At 67.4% G+C, this 15,305-nt stretch carries 10 protein-coding genes; 4 read left to right on the forward strand and 6 right to left on the reverse strand.

Annotated features, from left to right (window positions below):
• Positions 1–29: 29 nt before the first annotated feature.
• Positions 30–902 (reverse strand): LysR family transcriptional regulator, encoded by an 873-nt coding sequence (locus tag SJY20_RS08150; RefSeq protein ID WP_380786206.1) that lies wholly within the window; start codon positions 900–902, stop codon positions 30–32.
• Between the two features lie 89 nt (positions 903–991).
• On the opposite strand from SJY20_RS08150, the gene SJY20_RS08155 reads away from it, so the two are divergent.
• Together SJY20_RS08155 and SJY20_RS08160 are read left to right on the forward strand one after the other, a co-directional pair.
• Positions 992–1,924 carry an NAD-dependent epimerase/dehydratase family protein gene (locus SJY20_RS08155; protein ID WP_380786207.1) on the forward strand — a complete coding sequence of 311 codons (933 nt, stop codon included), beginning with the start codon at positions 992–994 and terminating at the stop codon, positions 1,922–1,924.
• A 160-nt stretch (positions 1,925–2,084) separates the two neighbouring features.
• On the forward strand, positions 2,085–2,717 hold the full coding sequence (locus SJY20_RS08160) for a SpaA isopeptide-forming pilin-related protein (protein WP_380786208.1): 633 nt from the start codon (positions 2,085–2,087) through the stop codon (positions 2,715–2,717).
• A 63-nt stretch (positions 2,718–2,780) separates the two neighbouring features.
• On the opposite strand, the gene SJY20_RS08165 is transcribed toward SJY20_RS08160, so the two are convergent.
• Positions 2,781–5,318: an exo 1,3/1,4-beta-D-glucan glucohydrolase gene (locus tag SJY20_RS08165; RefSeq protein WP_380786209.1), complete on the reverse strand. Its 2,538-nt coding sequence runs from the start codon at positions 5,316–5,318 to the stop codon at positions 2,781–2,783.
• Positions 5,319–5,493: 175 nt separating this feature from the next.
• Between SJY20_RS08165 and SJY20_RS08170 the strand changes: the two genes are divergently transcribed.
• Together SJY20_RS08170 and SJY20_RS08175 are read left to right on the forward strand one after the other, a co-directional pair.
• Entirely contained in the window at positions 5,494–6,546 is a 1,053-nt protein-coding gene (locus SJY20_RS08170; RefSeq protein ID WP_380786210.1) for a DUF1176 domain-containing protein, read from the forward strand.
• Between the two features lies 1 nt (position 6,547).
• On the forward strand, positions 6,548–7,417 hold the full coding sequence (locus tag SJY20_RS08175) for a hypothetical protein (protein ID WP_380786213.1): 870 nt from the start codon (positions 6,548–6,550) through the stop codon (positions 7,415–7,417).
• Between the two features lie 15 nt (positions 7,418–7,432).
• On the opposite strand, the gene SJY20_RS08180 is transcribed toward SJY20_RS08175, so the two are convergent.
• The 4 genes from SJY20_RS08180 to SJY20_RS08195 all read right to left on the reverse strand — a co-directional run bounded on the left by SJY20_RS08180 (position 7,433) and on the right by SJY20_RS08195 (position 15,288).
• Positions 7,433–8,245 (reverse strand): hypothetical protein, encoded by an 813-nt coding sequence (locus SJY20_RS08180; RefSeq protein WP_380786214.1) that lies wholly within the window; start codon positions 8,243–8,245, stop codon positions 7,433–7,435.
• Positions 8,245–10,842 (reverse strand): TonB-dependent receptor, encoded by a 2,598-nt coding sequence (locus SJY20_RS08185; RefSeq protein WP_380786215.1) that lies wholly within the window; start codon positions 10,840–10,842, stop codon positions 8,245–8,247. The genes SJY20_RS08180 and SJY20_RS08185 overlap by 1 nt, the downstream gene beginning before the upstream one ends.
• A gap of 85 nt (positions 10,843–10,927) precedes the next feature.
• Entirely contained in the window at positions 10,928–12,463 is a 1,536-nt protein-coding gene (locus SJY20_RS08190) for an alkaline phosphatase D family protein (protein WP_380786217.1), read from the reverse strand.
• Positions 12,464–12,561: 98 nt separating this feature from the next.
• A complete protein-coding gene (locus SJY20_RS08195; RefSeq protein WP_380786218.1) occupies positions 12,562–15,288 on the reverse strand; it encodes a TonB-dependent receptor domain-containing protein in 2,727 nt (908 codons plus the stop codon).
• Positions 15,289–15,305 lie beyond the last annotated feature (17 nt).

The raw sequence follows: 15,305 nt of genomic DNA on the forward strand, positions 1-15,305 counted from the left end.
GCTTTCGTAGGGCCGATCCGGATGGCGCGTCAGGCCAGTCCGGCGGCCAGCGCGTCGAACACCGCGCGGTACCGGGCGCTGGTCTTCAGGTCCTCGTGCATGACGATCCAGAGCGGCAGCGGCAGCGCGACGTCGGGGAGGATTCGGACCAGCGCCGGGTCGCACTGCGCCACCGCGGACTGGCACAGGCCGATGCCGAAGCCCGCGCGAATGGCGGCGAGCTGGGCGAGATTGCTGTCGGTCCTCAGCGCGAAGCTGCGAGGATCGAGCTGCGGTATCTGCGCGGCCATCGCGCGCAGGGCGGGGGTTTCGGCGTCGTATCCGATCATGTCGTGCGCGGAGAGGGCCGCGATGCTGGCGGGCGTTCCGCGCCGCGCCAAATAGTCGCGGTGCGCGTGGAACGCGATCTCGACCGGGGGCAGCCGGCGCGCGAGCAACGCCGTCTGGGTCGGCTCGGTCATGCGCACGGCGATATCGGCCTCGCGGACGAGCAGGTCCTCGACACGGTCGGATAGCGTCAACTCGATCGCCAGCGCGGGATGATCGCGCCGCAGCTGCGCCAGGATCGGCGGCAGGTGTTCGACCCCGACGACGTCGCTGGCGCTGACCCGCACCGTGCCCGCGACGGTTCCCGACGTCCCGCTGGCGGTGCGCAGCAGCGCGGCGGCGGTCGTCGCCATGACCTGTGCGTGCGCCCGAAGCGACTGGGCGAGATCGGTCGGGTCCAGTCCGCGCTGCGACCGCACGAACAGATCGGCGCCCAAGGCGGCCTCAAGCGCGTCGACATGACGCGCCACGGTCGGCTGCGTCAGCCCGAGTTGCCGCGCGGCCGCCGAGAGTGAGCCCTCGTCAAGGACCGCTAGCAACGTACGGTAAAGCGCCCAGTCAGGGTTTGTGTTCATTGGTTTGCGTATAGCAGGCCAACGCCGTTGCGCAATTTTCGAGGGTCCAGCCATCGTCTAATCCGGTTGCACAGCAACGGAGATAGATCATGACCCAGCAGATAACGGTGTTCGGATACGGCGCGGTCGGCAAGCCGATCGTCGCGCAGCTCGTGGCGCGCGGTGACCATGTCAGGGTCGCCACGCGGCACCGTCCGGCGGACCTTGCCGTGGAGGTCGAGCACATGCCGTGCGACGTGCTCGACGCCGACAACGTTCGCGACGCGCTTGAAGGTGCCGCGCAGGCGGTGCTGGCGGTCGGGTTCGCCTACGACGCGCGGCTGTGGCGTACGGTCTGGCCGCTGGCGATGACGAACGTCGTCGAGGGGTGCGCGGCTACGGGCGTGCGGCTGGTCTTCATCGACAACCTCTACCAGCTCGGGCCGCAGACCGCGCCGCGTACCGAGGACATGCCGCTCGGGACCGTCGGCGAGAAACCGGTGATCCTCGCCGAGGTGACGCGGATCTGGCAGGCCGCGCGCGACCGCGTGCGGGTGGCGGCGCTGCGGTGCACCGATTTCTACGGGCCCGGCGTCACGGTGTCGCACCTCGGCGCGCTCGCGATCGGTGAAGTCGCGAAGGGCAAACCCGCGCAGTTGCTGGTGCCCGCCGATACCCCGCACGATTTCGCCTATGTCCCCGATATCGCGCGCGCCGCGGTGATGTTGCTGGACGCGCAAGACGAGGATTTCGGTCAGGTGTGGAACATGCCCTGCGCGCCGACCCGCACGCCGCGTGCGCTTCTCGCGATGGCGGCTGCCGTGGACGGTCGCAAGCTGCGGGTGTGGGGCGTGCCGCTGGCGCTGCTCCGTCCGCTGGGTCTGGTCTATCGGTTTGCCAAGGAGGTCGCCGATGTCGGCTTCACCTGGGACCGGCCGTATGTCGTCGACGGCGGCAAGTTCGTCCGCCGCTTTGGTTTCGCTCCGACACCGTATGAGATCGGCGTGCCGGTAACCGTGCGGGCCTTTGCGGCTGGGTTATGACTAAGACAAGATGACAGAAAATTTAGATTGATATCGACTCGCAACAGCAGCTGAGGTAGCAGTCATCTTTAGCGTGGGGTTTCAGAGCACCGGCGTGACGCCGCTGCGAGCGCCCAATCCGATCCGTCTTTCGCGATCTTCCGTACAAGGACCCAAGCTTATGCGTATTCCGCTCCTCGCCGCCCTCGTCCTCTGCCTGCCGGCCGCGGCGCAGGCGCATGAAATCTGGATCGAGCGCGACGGTTCGGGGCCTGCGCGCGTCTATCTGGGGGAGCCGGGCGAACCGATGCCCGTCGGCGGCGATCCCGAGTTCGCCAAGCTGAAGGCGCCGCGGATCCTCGCGCGGCCCGGCGCCGTGCTGACTCGGCGGGCGGGGTTCCTGGAGACGAAACTACCCGCCGGCGACGTTCGCGCCTGGGACGATACGGTGTTCGCACTCTGGGGACCGGACGGGAAGAAGGAGGGCGTGGTCTATTACGCGCGCGCCGGGCGTGCCGAGCCGCGGGCGAAGCTGCCGTTCGAGCTTGCCCCGGTCACCGCGAACGGATCGCGCTTCGTGCTGACGCGCGACGGCAAGCCGCTGCCCGGCGCGAAGGTTGCGCTGTATGCGCCCGATCGGTCGAAGACCGAGCTGACGACCGATGCCGACGGTACGGTCGAGACCAGTGCCGCCAAGCCGGGACGCTATCTGCTGGTCGCTAGCAGGACGGAGGAGGGGCCGGTCGCGCTTCCCGGCGGGAACGCGAGCCTTGTGTACCGGATCACCACAACCTCATACGTCGTGCCGGGCTAGCAAAGCCGATGCCGCGGTCTCCCCCTGCGTCTGGGCCGGTCAGGGGGAGAGCGGGAAGGTCGATCAGCCAGTCGGACACTGCATCGCCGCGGCATCCGCATGGGCGAGGCGGATGTCGGAGATCGACAGTGTCAGCGTGCCCGCGGTCGAGAGCTGGAACGGATCGGTCACCGTGCGCGGATCGACGCCGGCGACCGCGAAGCATTTGAGCGGGACCGCGAGGGTCTGCCACTGGCCGATCGGCGCGGCGCGCAGGATGGTGGTTACCGGCAGCGCGGCGGTCTTGCCGGGGCTGGCCATCGCCAGCGCGACCGCGGCGCTCGGCTTTGCGTCGACGCGGAACTGGACGATCAGGCTCAGCTCGCCGTTCACTTCGCGGGCGATGTCGAGCGCCTTGTTGGGGGTGATGCCGATCTCCGCTTCGCGCGTGCCGGACCAGGTGAAGCGGCGCGCATCCTCCTGCGCGTTGCGGTCGACGCCGGCGATGGTCAGCGCGCCCGCCGGGCTGCGGCCGGCGTTGCCGACGATGCGGGTCGATCCGCTGCCTTCGCCGAGCGACAGGCTCCACGCCTCGGGCACCTTGCCCTTGGCGAAGAACACGCCGCCGCTGTCGACCGCCATGCCCGCCGGCCGGGTCTCGTCGAGCGCGGCGACCGTCGTACGGCTGGCATAGGTCAGGCCGTAGCCGAACGCGAACAACGGGTCGTAGTGCGGGTCGCGCGCATTCAGGACATATTGGTCGGGTCGGCGAGGCCAGGAGAAGGCGAGTTTTCCGTGGAGGTCGTAGGCGGGCTTGCCCTTGCCGGCGAACAGCACATCGGCGACGCCGGCGCCTTCGCTGCCCGGCAGGAACGCCGCGACGAACGCGTCGGAGGCGTTCAGTTCGGCGTTCACCCACATCGGGCGTCCCGACAGGAACACCGCGACGACCGGAATGCCTGCCGCCTTCAGCTTGCGGAGCAGCGCCAGATCGCTCTTGTCGCCGGGCGAATATTCCAGCGTCGGGCGATCGCCCATGAACTCGGCATAGGGGGTCTCGCCGAACACCACGATCGCGGCGTCGGGCTTCGCGGTATAAGCGCCGGTCGGGGAGTAGGTCGCGGTGCCGCCGTTCGCGCGGACCGTCTGGTCGATCCCGCTCCATATCGAGGTGGCGTTGGGGAAGCCGCGCCGTGGGACGTCGGTGCCCTGCCAGGTGATCGACCAGCCGCCGGCCTGCTGGGCGATGTCATCCGCCGCCTTGCCGGCCACCAGGATGCGCGCCGAGGCTTTGAGCGGCAGAACGTTGCCATTGTTCTTCAGCAGTACCAGCGATTCCCGGACCGCCTGGCGGCCGATCTCGTGGCCCTCGGGGGAGCCGATCAGGTCGAACTTGCCGGCGAACTGTCGGGTGGACGGCTTGCCCGCGGTGAAGGTGCCGGCGAGCATCTTGACGCGGAGGATGCGGCGGACCGCGTCGTCGAGGCGCGCGGGCTCGATCTCGCCCGACTTGGCCTGCGCCAGCGTGTTCGCGTAGAGTTTCTTCCAGTCGCCCGACATCATGAACATGTCGAGCCCGGCGTTGATCGCCGCCGCGCAGTTCTCGTTGGTGCAGCCGGCGATCTGGCCGTGCGCATTCCAGTCGCCGACGACGAAGCCGTTGAAGCCCATCCGCCCCTTGAGCACGTCGGTGAGCAGGCTCTTGTTGCCGTGCATCTTGGCGCCGTTCCAGCTCGAGAAGCTGGCCATCACTGTCAGCGTTCCGGCCTCGATCGCGCGCGGATAGCCGGCGGCGTGGACGTCGCGGAGCGTCTCCTCGGAGACCTTCGCATCGCCCTGGTCGCGGCCGCCGGTGCCGCCGTCGCCGACGAAGTGCTTGGTGGTGGCGATGACGTGGCCCGGGGTCATGAAGTCGGGGGTGCCTACCTTGCCCTGGATCCCGGTGACGACCGCGCCCGCATAGCTGGCGACGACCGCCGGATCCTCGGAATAGCTTTCATAGGTGCGGCCCCAGCGGTCGTCCTGTACGACCGCGAGCGTCGGCGCGAAGCTCCAGTCGAGCCCCGCCGCGGCGGTTTCCTTGGCGGTGATGCGGCCGATCTTTTCCATCAGCGCCGGATCGCGGGTCGCGCCCAGCCCAATATTGTGGGGAAACAGCGTCGCGCCGATGATATTATTGTTGCCGTGGACCGCGTCGGTACCCCAGATCACCGGGACCTTGGGGCGGCCATCGCTGCGCTGCATCGACGCATCGTAGAACGCGTCGGCGAGCTTCAGCCATTCCGCGGGCGGGGCGAGTTCGTCGGAATTGGGCGCGGAATTGCCGCCGTTCAGCACCGATCCGAGCTTGTAGGTGCGGAGGTCGTCGGGCTTCACCGTGGCGATATCGGCCTGGATGATCTGGCCAACCTTGTCCTCGATCGACATCGCGGCGAGCATCGCGCCGACTTTCCGCTCGATTGCGGGATCAAGTGCGGGCCGCGACACGATTTTGGGCCACAGCTCGGGGTGGGCGACGGGCGACAAAGTCGCGGTTGTGACCGTGGGGGCAGGCGTCTGAGCAAGTGCCGCACCGGCGCCCAACAGGGCCAGTACGCTCGCGACCGACATCTTCGTCTGCATCATTCTCTCCCCCGGCATGTTCGCTATTTGCGATTGTGTCCTTCCAAGCCAATCGCCGATCATCCGTCAACGGATATCGGTCGCTGCGCGCATCGATCGGATCGGCCGCCGCGTAGCGGGTTGGCCGCGCCGCATCGCCACGCTTATGGTACAGGCATGAGGCAAGGAGTTCGCGATGATCGGCCAAATCGGCAAAGCTGCTGCCCTGATGATGACGGCCACCGCAACGCTGGCGGCATCGCCTGCGGGTACGATGCAGTCCTATGACGGCTATCGGTCGTGGCTGGTGGTTTGCGACAATACGCTGAGTTGCGTCGCCAAGGGGTTCGGCGACGAAAGCCAGGGCGCGGAGATCGTGATCGAGCGCGATGCCGGCGCGAAGGGCACACTCGCCGCGTCGATCAGCGTTCCGCACCGGTTCGCGCTCAAGGATATCATGATCGACGGCAAGCCCGCCGGACTCGACGCACGAAGCTGGTCGGTGTCGGCCTCCGCTGACGAGAACGCGGCGACCAGCGACGATCTGGTCGCGATCCGCGCGCTGGTGCAACGGCTGCGCAACGCGACCAAGGTGACGATCACGGGGGGTGAAGCGATCTCGCTGGACGGCTTTGCGGCCGCGATGTTGCGGATGGACGATCGGCAGGGGCGTTCGGGCGGCGTAACGGCGCTGCTGAAGCCGGGCGCGTTGCCCGCATCCGGCGTGCCCAAGGCGCCGCCGGTGCCGCGCGTGCCCAACCGTCCGGTTACCGCCACGCTCGCGGCCGGCGAGGCAAATCGCCTGATCGCCGCTATTCGCGCGGACCAGAAAGCGGTGTTCGCGAAGGAGGACTGCGGCGACACGCCGGAGAAGCCGGAGGCGTATGCGCTCGACGCCGGTCGCGCGCTGGTCTTCGTTCCGTGCATCATGGGCGCGTACCAGGGATCGTCGCTCGGCTTCATTGCGCCGCGCAAGGGTGGGCGCGCCCAACGTCTGGTCGCGCCGACGCCGTATCTCGGCAACGATCCCGACCGCAGCGACGTGGCGTATTTCACCGAAGCGTCGTTCGATCCGAAGACCGGCACGCTCAGCACCGCAGCCAAGGGACGCGGCATGGCGGACTGCGGCATGTCGGCGAGCTGGATATGGGACGGCAAGGCCTTCCAGTTGTCGGAGATGAACCTGCAACAATCGTGCGGCGGGATCGAGCCGGGGGACTGGCCGACACTCTACCGGTCGGTGCGCTGACATGCGGCAGGCCCGATACTATCCGTTGGCAGCGCTCGCGTTCGTGCTGGCGACGCCGGCGGTTGCCGCGCCGTGGTGGTATGTCGCGCATGACGACAGGCGCGCGGTGTTTATCGACGCCAATTCGATCGAGCATCACAAAGGTATGATCGGCTTCTCGTCGAAGGACGTCATCCGCAAACACGGCAATCCGGTCGCGATGGCGGTCAAGATCCTGCAGGCCGATTGCGCCAGGCGACAGATCGGCTGGGTGGGCGTGCAGCAATTCGGGTATGACGAGGCGGTGATCGATACGTCGACGCGGCCCAAGGCCGGAATGGCGAACGCGGTCGATCCGCTCGATAGCGCGGCGCTGGATTTCGTGTGCGCGGACGAAGGCGCGCGTGCTGCGGCGGGGTTCTTTCCGATCGGGATCGACGATGCAGCCTTTACCGAGGCGTTGCTCGGCGATGCCGGGAAGGGCCGTACCCCGCGGGCGCTGCACGACAGCATGGCGGCGGCGCCTGCGACCGTCGTGGTTCGCTCGACCGCCCCGGCGCCCTCCACCTTCGGCCGGACGCAGACCGTGGCGCGTGGTCAGCCGATGGTCCCGCCGCGCGATTACGCGAAGGGGACGCAGGTGCCGAACCCGGCCGAGTATCCGTCCAACGAAGTCGGGCGGATTTACGATGTCGCGTATCAGGGGATCAAGGACGGGCAGTACCAGTTCGAAATCCGCGGCTATTCGATCGACGACCTTGTCCATCCTGGCTCCGGCCAGATCCATGAGGCCGACCCGCGAGAACGGCCGGTGCGGATCAACGACCTCGCCATCACCGTGCAGTCGGCGACGGCCGACCGGATCACTTATTCTGTCGCGTTGGCGAAATAACGCGGGTTGCGTAAGTTACGCTGGCGGCACCCGGCTCGCCACGACGTTCTTCGTCTGGCGATCGAGCGACCACAGCATCCGCGGTGTCGAGCGGTCCCACGCGATCGCCTGGCCGCCGGTGGCGAGCGGGATGGTCGCGACGTGCTCGAGGACGGTGCCGGCCTCGGGAAGGCGCAGCGCATAGAGTTCCGGGCGATCGTGGCCGGTGACGTAGAGCAGCCCGTCGTCGCCCCAGGATCCGCCGGAGCAGCTCATCGGCGCGAAGCGGGCCAGGACGGTGTCGGGGAAATGCCAGGATCCGGTGCTGCGGAACTGCGCGTCGAAGCGCACCAGCAGCGTCCAGTGGTGGTCGTGGCCGGGTTCGCCGCCGCGCGCTTCGGGGTAGTTGGCATAGCCCGCGAACCAGGCATCGCCGCGGCGTTCGATCCAGGTCAGCGATCCTGGCATTGGCGGCAGGCTGATGCTGCGGATGTGATGCAGGGTCGCGGTGTCGAATATCTCCACCGCGCTCGACATCGGTACGCTGGGATAGTTGGACGCGGCGCAGACCAGCTCGGCCCCGTCGACGACGCACGAATTCATGTGCGGGTAGAGCGCGCGCGGCCCCTCCCATTGCGCGACGCGCTTGCCGGTCGCCTTGTCGTATTTGCCGATGCGGTTGTTGCTCAGCGGGTAGAAGAAGCGCGCATCGACCGCGACGCCTTGTCGGGCTTCCTCGGCGACGAAGCGCGACACCACGGTTGCGGGGGCGAGCGTCGGGACGGTGTCCTGTGCGATGCCGGCGGTAGCCAGCAGCACGGTCGAGATCAGGGCGAACGCGGTGCGCATCAGAACTTCACCGACACGCCGCCGTAGAAGGTCCGGCCATAGCGTTCGTTCTGGATGATCCAGTCCTTGCGGTTGCCCTGATACTGGCGGGTCGGCGCGTCGGTGAGGTTCTGCGCCTCGGCGAAGACGGTGACGTTCTCGAGCAGGGCGATGCTCGCCTTGGCATCGAGCCGCTTGAGATCGTCGTTCGACTGGTCCTGATAGTCGAGCGCACCGACCGCGAGCAGCGCGTGGCCGGTGTTGTGATAGGCGACCGACGCCTCGACCGGCCCGCGCTGGTAGAACAGCTCGGCGCCGTAGAGATATTCGGACTGGCTGGGGAAGGTCGAGGTGCGTCCGGTCGGCAGCCGCAGCGTCGAGTCCGTCAGCGTGCCGGTCAGCTGGATGCCGAGCCCCGACAACACACCCGGCAGGAAGGTGAACTGCTGCTGGAACTGCGCTTCGATGCCGACGATGTCGCCCTTGTCGGCGTTGAACGGCTGCGCGATCGCCAGCGTCGCGTAGGTGACGCCGTTGTAGACGGTGTTGGTCAGCGTGGTGGTCTGCGTGAAGATCGGGTTCTTGATCAGCTTGGCGAACACGCCGACGCTGAACAGCCCGCCGCGTGCGAAATACCATTCGCCCGAGACGTCGAGATTGTCCGCGCGATACGGTTTCAGGTCGGGGTTGCCGAGCGTGACGATGCCGTTGCCGGTGTCGATCGAGCCGCCCGGGGAAAGCGTGTTGTATTCGGGACGGCCGAGGCTGCGTGAGTAGGAGGCGCGCAGGACGGTCTCTTCGCTGGGCTTGATCCGCACGATCAGCGATGGCAGCCAGTCGTTGTAATCGGTCTTGCGGGTTAGCGGGACCACGGTCGCGGTGTTCTGCAACTGGTACCCGGTGACGGTCAGCCGGGTGTGTTCGAAGCGAAGCCCGGGCGTGACGGTGATCGTGCCGAACGCCAGATTGGCCATCGCATAGCCCGAGCCGACGTCCTCCTTCAGCTGGAAGTCGGCGATCGTGTCGTTGGTCAGCGAGGTCGCGCGGTTGAGCACGAACAGATTGCCGGCGAGCTGCGCGGCGGTGAACGCCTTGATCGCGGCCGGGTCGATCAGCGGGGTGTTCACATAGCCCTTGTCGGTATCGGTGTTGTCGGGGTGCACCGTGACCGATCCGCCCTGGAGGTTGTAGTGGCCTAGCGTGAAGCGGGTGGCGGCATTGGCACCGCGATCATAGACCGGGTTGCTCTGGTCGAAGTCGCGGTCGGAGGTGCGGTATTTCGCGCCGACCTTGAAGAAGCTCTCGCCGCCGAGGTCGTAGGTCGCGTCGAGCTTGCCCTGCCAGATCTTCTCGACGCCGCGCTGAGTCTGCTGGTTGTACTGGCGGAACTGCAGCTGGTTGGCGTTGCAGTCGGTGAGCGGTGCGGCGGTGTAGATGGTATCGGTGAAGTCGAACCTGACCGGGCCGGGGTTGCAGCGGAACTGCCACGTGCTGAAGCGGTCGAGCACGGTGTTGCGGCTGCGCGAGCCGGCGTATTCCAGCTTCAGTTTGTCGATCTCGGTCGAGCCCCCGACCATCGCGGTGCCGATCGTCTTCACCTTGTAGTCGAGCCGCAGGTCCTGGCGGCGTTCGGTGCCGGTGCCCGCCACGCCGGTCTGCGAACTCGGCGTGCCGGGCGCCGATCCGGTCAGGCCGCCCGCATCGAAGGTGAACGGCGTGCTGGTGAAATCGAGGCGGTAGCGGCCGCGGACCTCGTCCTCGATGAACTTCGAATAGACGCCGCGGACGTAGAAGGTCTGGTGGTCGCTCGGGTGCCAGTCGAGCGAGCCGGCGCCGCCGATGCGGGTGCGGGTGAGGTTGTACTCGGTGTATTTGATGTTGGTCGGGACGCCGCCGCGCGCTGCGCCTGCGACCGGGCGCCAGTCGTCGGGGTAGAAGCCGTCGCTGGTGAAATCGCGCTTCGAATAGCTGCCGCCGAGGACGATGCCGAACTGTTCGTTGGCGCCGAAGCGCTTCGCGATGCTGGCGTCGGCCTGGTACGGGACCTTGCCGTTGAGCTCCTGGTACCCGGCCTTCGCGGTGGCGGCGAGCGCGAAGGGTTCCTTGAAGTCGAACGCGGTCTCGGTGACCAGGTTGATCGTGCCGCCGATGCCCTGGCCGTCCATGTCCGCGGTCTTTACCTTCGCGACCTCGACGCGGTTGACCAGCTGGCCCGAGACGATGTCGAGCGGCAGGGCGCGGGTGGTGCCGTCGGGGTTGCCGATCTCGAGCCCGTTGAGCGTGTAGCCGTTGAGCGTCGAGGGGACGCCGCGGACCGAGGCATAACGCCCTTCGCCCTGGTCGTAGGTGACGCCGACGCCGGGCAGATGCTCGATCACCTCGGCGACGTTGCGATCGGGCAGGCGGCCGATATCGTCCGCGGCGGCGACATCGATCACGCCGATGGCGTCACGCTTGGCGGCGAGCGCGCGGGCCTGGCTGGCGCGCTGGCCGGTTATGACGATATCGGCTTCGGGTGCATCGTCGGTTGGCGGTACGGTCTGCGCTGCGAGCGTCGTGGCGGTGGTAAGCGCGAGCAGCGAGGCCGTCAGCGATATGGCGGTACGGAGGCGGTTCATGATGGTCCCCTTGGAACGGCGCACGCTTTCGGCTGCCGGTCAGATGTCGGTGATGAGTGAGGCGTCGCCGCGGTGGCGCGCCGGGTCAGGCCGCCTGCATCCTTGGCCGGCGGTCTTCGACGACGTATCTGGTCAGGTCGTACGCCTCGGTCCGCGCATCGAGCGGATTGCGAAGCGCGCGGAAGGCGACGTCGCACCGGGTCGGCGTGACGTCGATGCGGCCATAGCCACGCACGTCGTTGCGCGCGAAGCGATAGGCGGGAAGGTCGGCGGTGTTCTGCACCAGCAACTTGTCGCCCGCCTGCGTGGTGATCGACCCGCCGACGAAGCAGGGCGCGAGTGCCTTGCCGCGGTAGCTGATGTCGCTGGCGACGAAGGCGTGGATGTCGCCGCCGATCACCAGCGGGTTCGACACGGCCGCATCCTGCCAGCGCGCGAACAGGCGATTGCGCGAGGCCTGATAGCCTTGCCAGGTATCCACCGTCTGCATGTCGGCGGGACCATCCGGGTGCGCCGGATCACGCCGCGGATAGGGCGTGATCTGCGTCTGCTGCGTCAGGATGTTCCAGCGCGCCTTGGTCGCCGACAGGGTATCGAGCAGCCATTTCTCCTGCGGCATGCCGAGGATCGACGCCTTCGGATCGTGGAGGTCAGGGCAATCCTTGACGACCGACACCGACATCTCGCCGCGGACATGCGTCTGGCAGCCACGCGGCGAGCGATATTGCCGGTCGTCGAGCACCTGGAACTGGGCGAGCCGGCCCCAGTCGAGCGTCCGGTACAGCCGCATGTCGGGGCCGTGCGGACGCGAATAGGCGCGCAGCGGCATGAACTCGTAATAGGCCTGATACGCCGCCGCCCGCCGCCGGGCCATCACCGCCGGATCGCTGTTATGCTGGTCGGCCAGGTCGGCATAGTCGTTGATGACCTCGTGATCGTCCCACGTCACGATCCACGGCGCGACCGCGTGTGCCGCCTGCAGCAGCGGATCGAGCCGATAGGTCGCGTAGCGCACGCGGTAGCCGTCGAGATCGACCGGGGCGGGGTTGAGGTGGACCCGCGGCGTGCCGACCGACGGATCCTCCTCGTAGATGTAATCGCCCAGGAAGACGATCAGGTCGGGATCCTCGGCGACGGTATTGGCCCAGGCGCCGAACTGCCCGTCCTCGTATTTCTGGCACGACCCGAAACAGAAGCGCAGCCGATCGGGCAGCGCATGGCGGGCAGGGGCGGTGCGCGTGCGGCCGATCGCGCTCGCTTCGCCACCGGCGATGAACCGGTACCAATAGGGGCGGCCCGGCTGGAGCCCGCTAACTTCGACATGCACCGAATGGCCCCATACGGGTTCGGCGACTGCATCGCCCGCGCGGACGAGATGGCGCGCGCCATCGTCGTCATAGATCTCCCACCGCACGGGCACGCGTGCGCTTCCCATGCCGCCGTCGCCGGTGAGCGGTCGGGTGGCGAGCCGGGTCCACAACACGACGCCGTCGGAGGTCGGATCGCCCGACGCGACGCCGAAGCTGAACAGCCGCTCGGGTGTCAGCGCGCCCGCGCGTCCGAAGCCGAGCAGGGCAGGGGCGGCGGCGGCCGCGCCGATGATCGTACGCCGGGTCAGCATGAGACTTCACTCTCTTCAAGCAGGTATCGGCGCGTATCGCTGCCGGTCTGCCGTTGCATGTCGTGGATGGGCGACACCGTGATGACGGTCGCGGTGGGCTACAGGCTGTATTGCAGGCTCAGCTTGACCAGCCGGCCGAACAGCGGCCGGCCATAGATCGCCTCCGGGGTGCCCTGTCCGGTCAGCGTGTCCTGCCGCGGATTGCCCTCCGAAAGGCCAAACGCGTTGGTGAGGTTGGAGACGTTGAGCTGCGCGCGGACCGGGCCACGATCGACGATCAACCCGGCCTGCAACTCGGTATAGGCTGGCAGGAGAGTGGTGTTGGCGGCATCGACGAAGCGGCGGCCGACATGCGCAGCGTTGAGGTAAAGCCGGGTCGCGCTGCCCGCGATGTCGAAATTCACCGCCGGGGTCACGTTGAAGATCAGCTTCGGGATCCGCGCCACGTTGCGCCCGACCTTGAACGCGAACGGCTGCGTGCTGCCCTGTTCGCGCAGGTTCACCTGCTTGGGTTCCTGGTAGGTCAGGTTGCCGGTGAGCGAGAAGAACGCGGTGGGGTTCAGCGTCAGTTCGCCCTCGAACCCCGGCGTATCGCTCTTGCCGACCAGGACGAAGCTGCGGACCAGATTGGTTTTCGGATCGACCACCGCCGTCGTGACCGACAGATTGTCGAAGCTGTTGGTGAACGCGGTCACGCTCGCCGACAGGAATTTGTTACGATAGCGCGCGCCGATCTCCTTCTGGTCAACATAGCTGTTGGTGACGACCGTACCGCGGGTGATGTTCGACAAGGCGGGGGTCAGCAGGCCGCGGGTGTAGCGGGCGAACATCACGAAATTGTCGGCGAATTCGTACAGGCCGCCGATCGTGTAGGAGTTGCCGCCGAACCGTTCCCGGCGGTTGGTGCGCGTTCCCGCCGAGCCGATCACCGCATCGTCGGCCAGCGTTTCCCGCGTGCCGAGGTTCTGCGTGACGGTGTTGATGCCATAGCCGGACTGCCGGGTGGACTGGTGGCGAAAGCCGCCGTCGATCTGCAGCTTGCCGAGGCGCCAGGTGTCGGCGACGTAGAAGGCGAGCGCGGTACTGTCGACGCCGCCGCCGACGAACGTCGATGCGCCGTAGCGGACGACCCCGTGATCGGTGACCATGCCCACCGTATTGCCGGCGGCGTCAACCGCGACCAGGTCGAGCAGCCGCGGACGGTTGCGCACCTCGAACAGCATGTCCGCGGCGTACTGCGTCTGGTCGAAATGGTAGCGCGAGAAATAGCCGCCGATCGAGACCTCGTGCGACCCGAACCCGGTCTCGAACGAACGCCTGGCGGACAGGCTGTCGAACACGTTGTTGAACTTGGTATCGGCGGTTTGATACTGTGCCTGGACGACCAGGTTGCGGGTCGTCGCGGGGTCGAAGCTCTGCTGGCCGGGCGTGGCGCTGTCGGCATAGGCGTAGCGGATGCCGGCGACACCAGTGCCGAACGCGGCGCGCGCGCGAGTCAGCGCGGCGTTGCGATAGGTGGTCGCGTCCTGCACCGCGGTCGTCGAGAACAGCGAGTCTCCGCTCAGCGTGCCGTCGGTGACCCGGAACAGGTTGCGGAAGGTGAAGCCGCCGAGCGTGACCGTGGCGTCGGCGCCTGCGGTGAAGACGTCGGGGTGGCGGCCGTCGGACAGGTCGCGCGTCATCGTCGTTCCGGCGGGGCTGCCGTCGACCATCCGCAGCCGTGGGAACTGGACGTTGGTCGACGCCAGCGTGCCGCGCAACGGGTCGATCAGGTCCTTCAGGCTGCTGCTGGGATCGCGCGGGTCGTTGAGCGGGATCGGCAGATAGAATATGTTCCGGTCGTTCTGGTATTTCGCATAGACCGTCAGCTCGCCGCGATCGTCGCGATAGGTGACGTTGGCGCGCAGCTGCCCGCCCTTGTCGGCGGTGAAGCCGGTCTTTCGCAGGCCGTCGCCGATCCGGTAGAATCCGCCGGTCGCAAACGTCAGTCGGTCGGCGATCGGGCCGCTGACATAGCCATCGATCCGCTGCGCGTCGTTGTCCTGCGCGGTCAGCCGGATGTCGCCCTTGAAGCGGTCGGTGCCCTTGCGGGTGATGAAGTTGATCACGCCGCCGGGCGCGTTGTTGTACAGGATCGGCGAGGTGCCGAGCCGGACCGCCTCGACCCGTTCGGTCATCAGGTCGTCGCGGACGAACACATCGGGCAGGATCGTGCCCTCCTGGTTCTCGTTGAAGATCGGCAGGCCATCCTCGAGCAACTGGACGAAGCGGTAGCCGCCGAGCGGCAGGCCGCGGGTGTACACCGTCGCGGATACCTCACCCGAGGTCGCCTCGGCATAGAAGCCGGGCAGCGAACCGATCAGGTCGGCGGTGCTGAGCGGGCTCTGCTGGTCGATGTCCTCGCGGCGCATGGTGCTGATCGAATAGGGCGCGCGGAACTGCGTCAGCCGGGTGTTCGTCCCGGTCACGACGATGTCGTCCAACGGACCCTCGGGGTTTTGCGCGATGGTCTTGGTGGCCGGCGTGAGCGTGCTGAGCGCGATCGTCGACGGGCTTTCGGTCGCGATCTGCAGCGGCAGGCCGGTAAGTAACCGCAGCAGCGCGGCGCGCGATGTATAGCGCCCGCGGATAGCGACGGTGCGGCGGCCCTGCAGTCCGTCATAGGGGAACAGCAGCTGGATCCCCGCCTGTTTGCTCCAGCTGTTGAGCGCCTGCGTCGCATCCTGCGCGGGAATGTCGAAGCTTTTCGGTCGTGCATCCTGCGCCAGTGCCGGTTGCGCGACGCACGCCACCAGGCTTGCGCCCGCCATCATCAAGTTTCGCATGTCGATCCCCCAGGGTC

It is taken from the genome of Sphingomonas sp. R86521 (assembly GCF_042466235.1).
Taxonomy (GTDB): Bacteria; Pseudomonadota; Alphaproteobacteria; order Sphingomonadales; family Sphingomonadaceae; genus Sphingomonas.

Coding starts and splice junctions, on each gene's coding strand:
- SJY20_RS08150 (WP_380786206.1), bottom strand. CDS start 902: ATGAACACAAACCCTGACTGGGCGCTTTACCGTACGTTGCTAGCGGTC.
- SJY20_RS08155 (WP_380786207.1), top strand. CDS start 992: ATGACCCAGCAGATAACGGTGTTCGGATACGGCGCGGTCGGCAAGCCG.
- SJY20_RS08160 (WP_380786208.1), top strand. CDS start 2,085: ATGCGTATTCCGCTCCTCGCCGCCCTCGTCCTCTGCCTGCCGGCCGCG.
- SJY20_RS08165 (WP_380786209.1), bottom strand. CDS start 5,318: ATGCAGACGAAGATGTCGGTCGCGAGCGTACTGGCCCTGTTGGGCGCC.
- SJY20_RS08170 (WP_380786210.1), top strand. CDS start 5,494: ATGATCGGCCAAATCGGCAAAGCTGCTGCCCTGATGATGACGGCCACC.
- SJY20_RS08175 (WP_380786213.1), top strand. CDS start 6,548: ATGCGGCAGGCCCGATACTATCCGTTGGCAGCGCTCGCGTTCGTGCTG.
- SJY20_RS08180 (WP_380786214.1), bottom strand. CDS start 8,245: ATGCGCACCGCGTTCGCCCTGATCTCGACCGTGCTGCTGGCTACCGCC.
- SJY20_RS08185 (WP_380786215.1), bottom strand. CDS start 10,842: ATGAACCGCCTCCGTACCGCCATATCGCTGACGGCCTCGCTGCTCGCG.
- SJY20_RS08190 (WP_380786217.1), bottom strand. CDS start 12,463: ATGCTGACCCGGCGTACGATCATCGGCGCGGCCGCCGCCGCCCCTGCC.
- SJY20_RS08195 (WP_380786218.1), bottom strand. CDS start 15,288: ATGCGAAACTTGATGATGGCGGGCGCAAGCCTGGTGGCGTGCGTCGCG.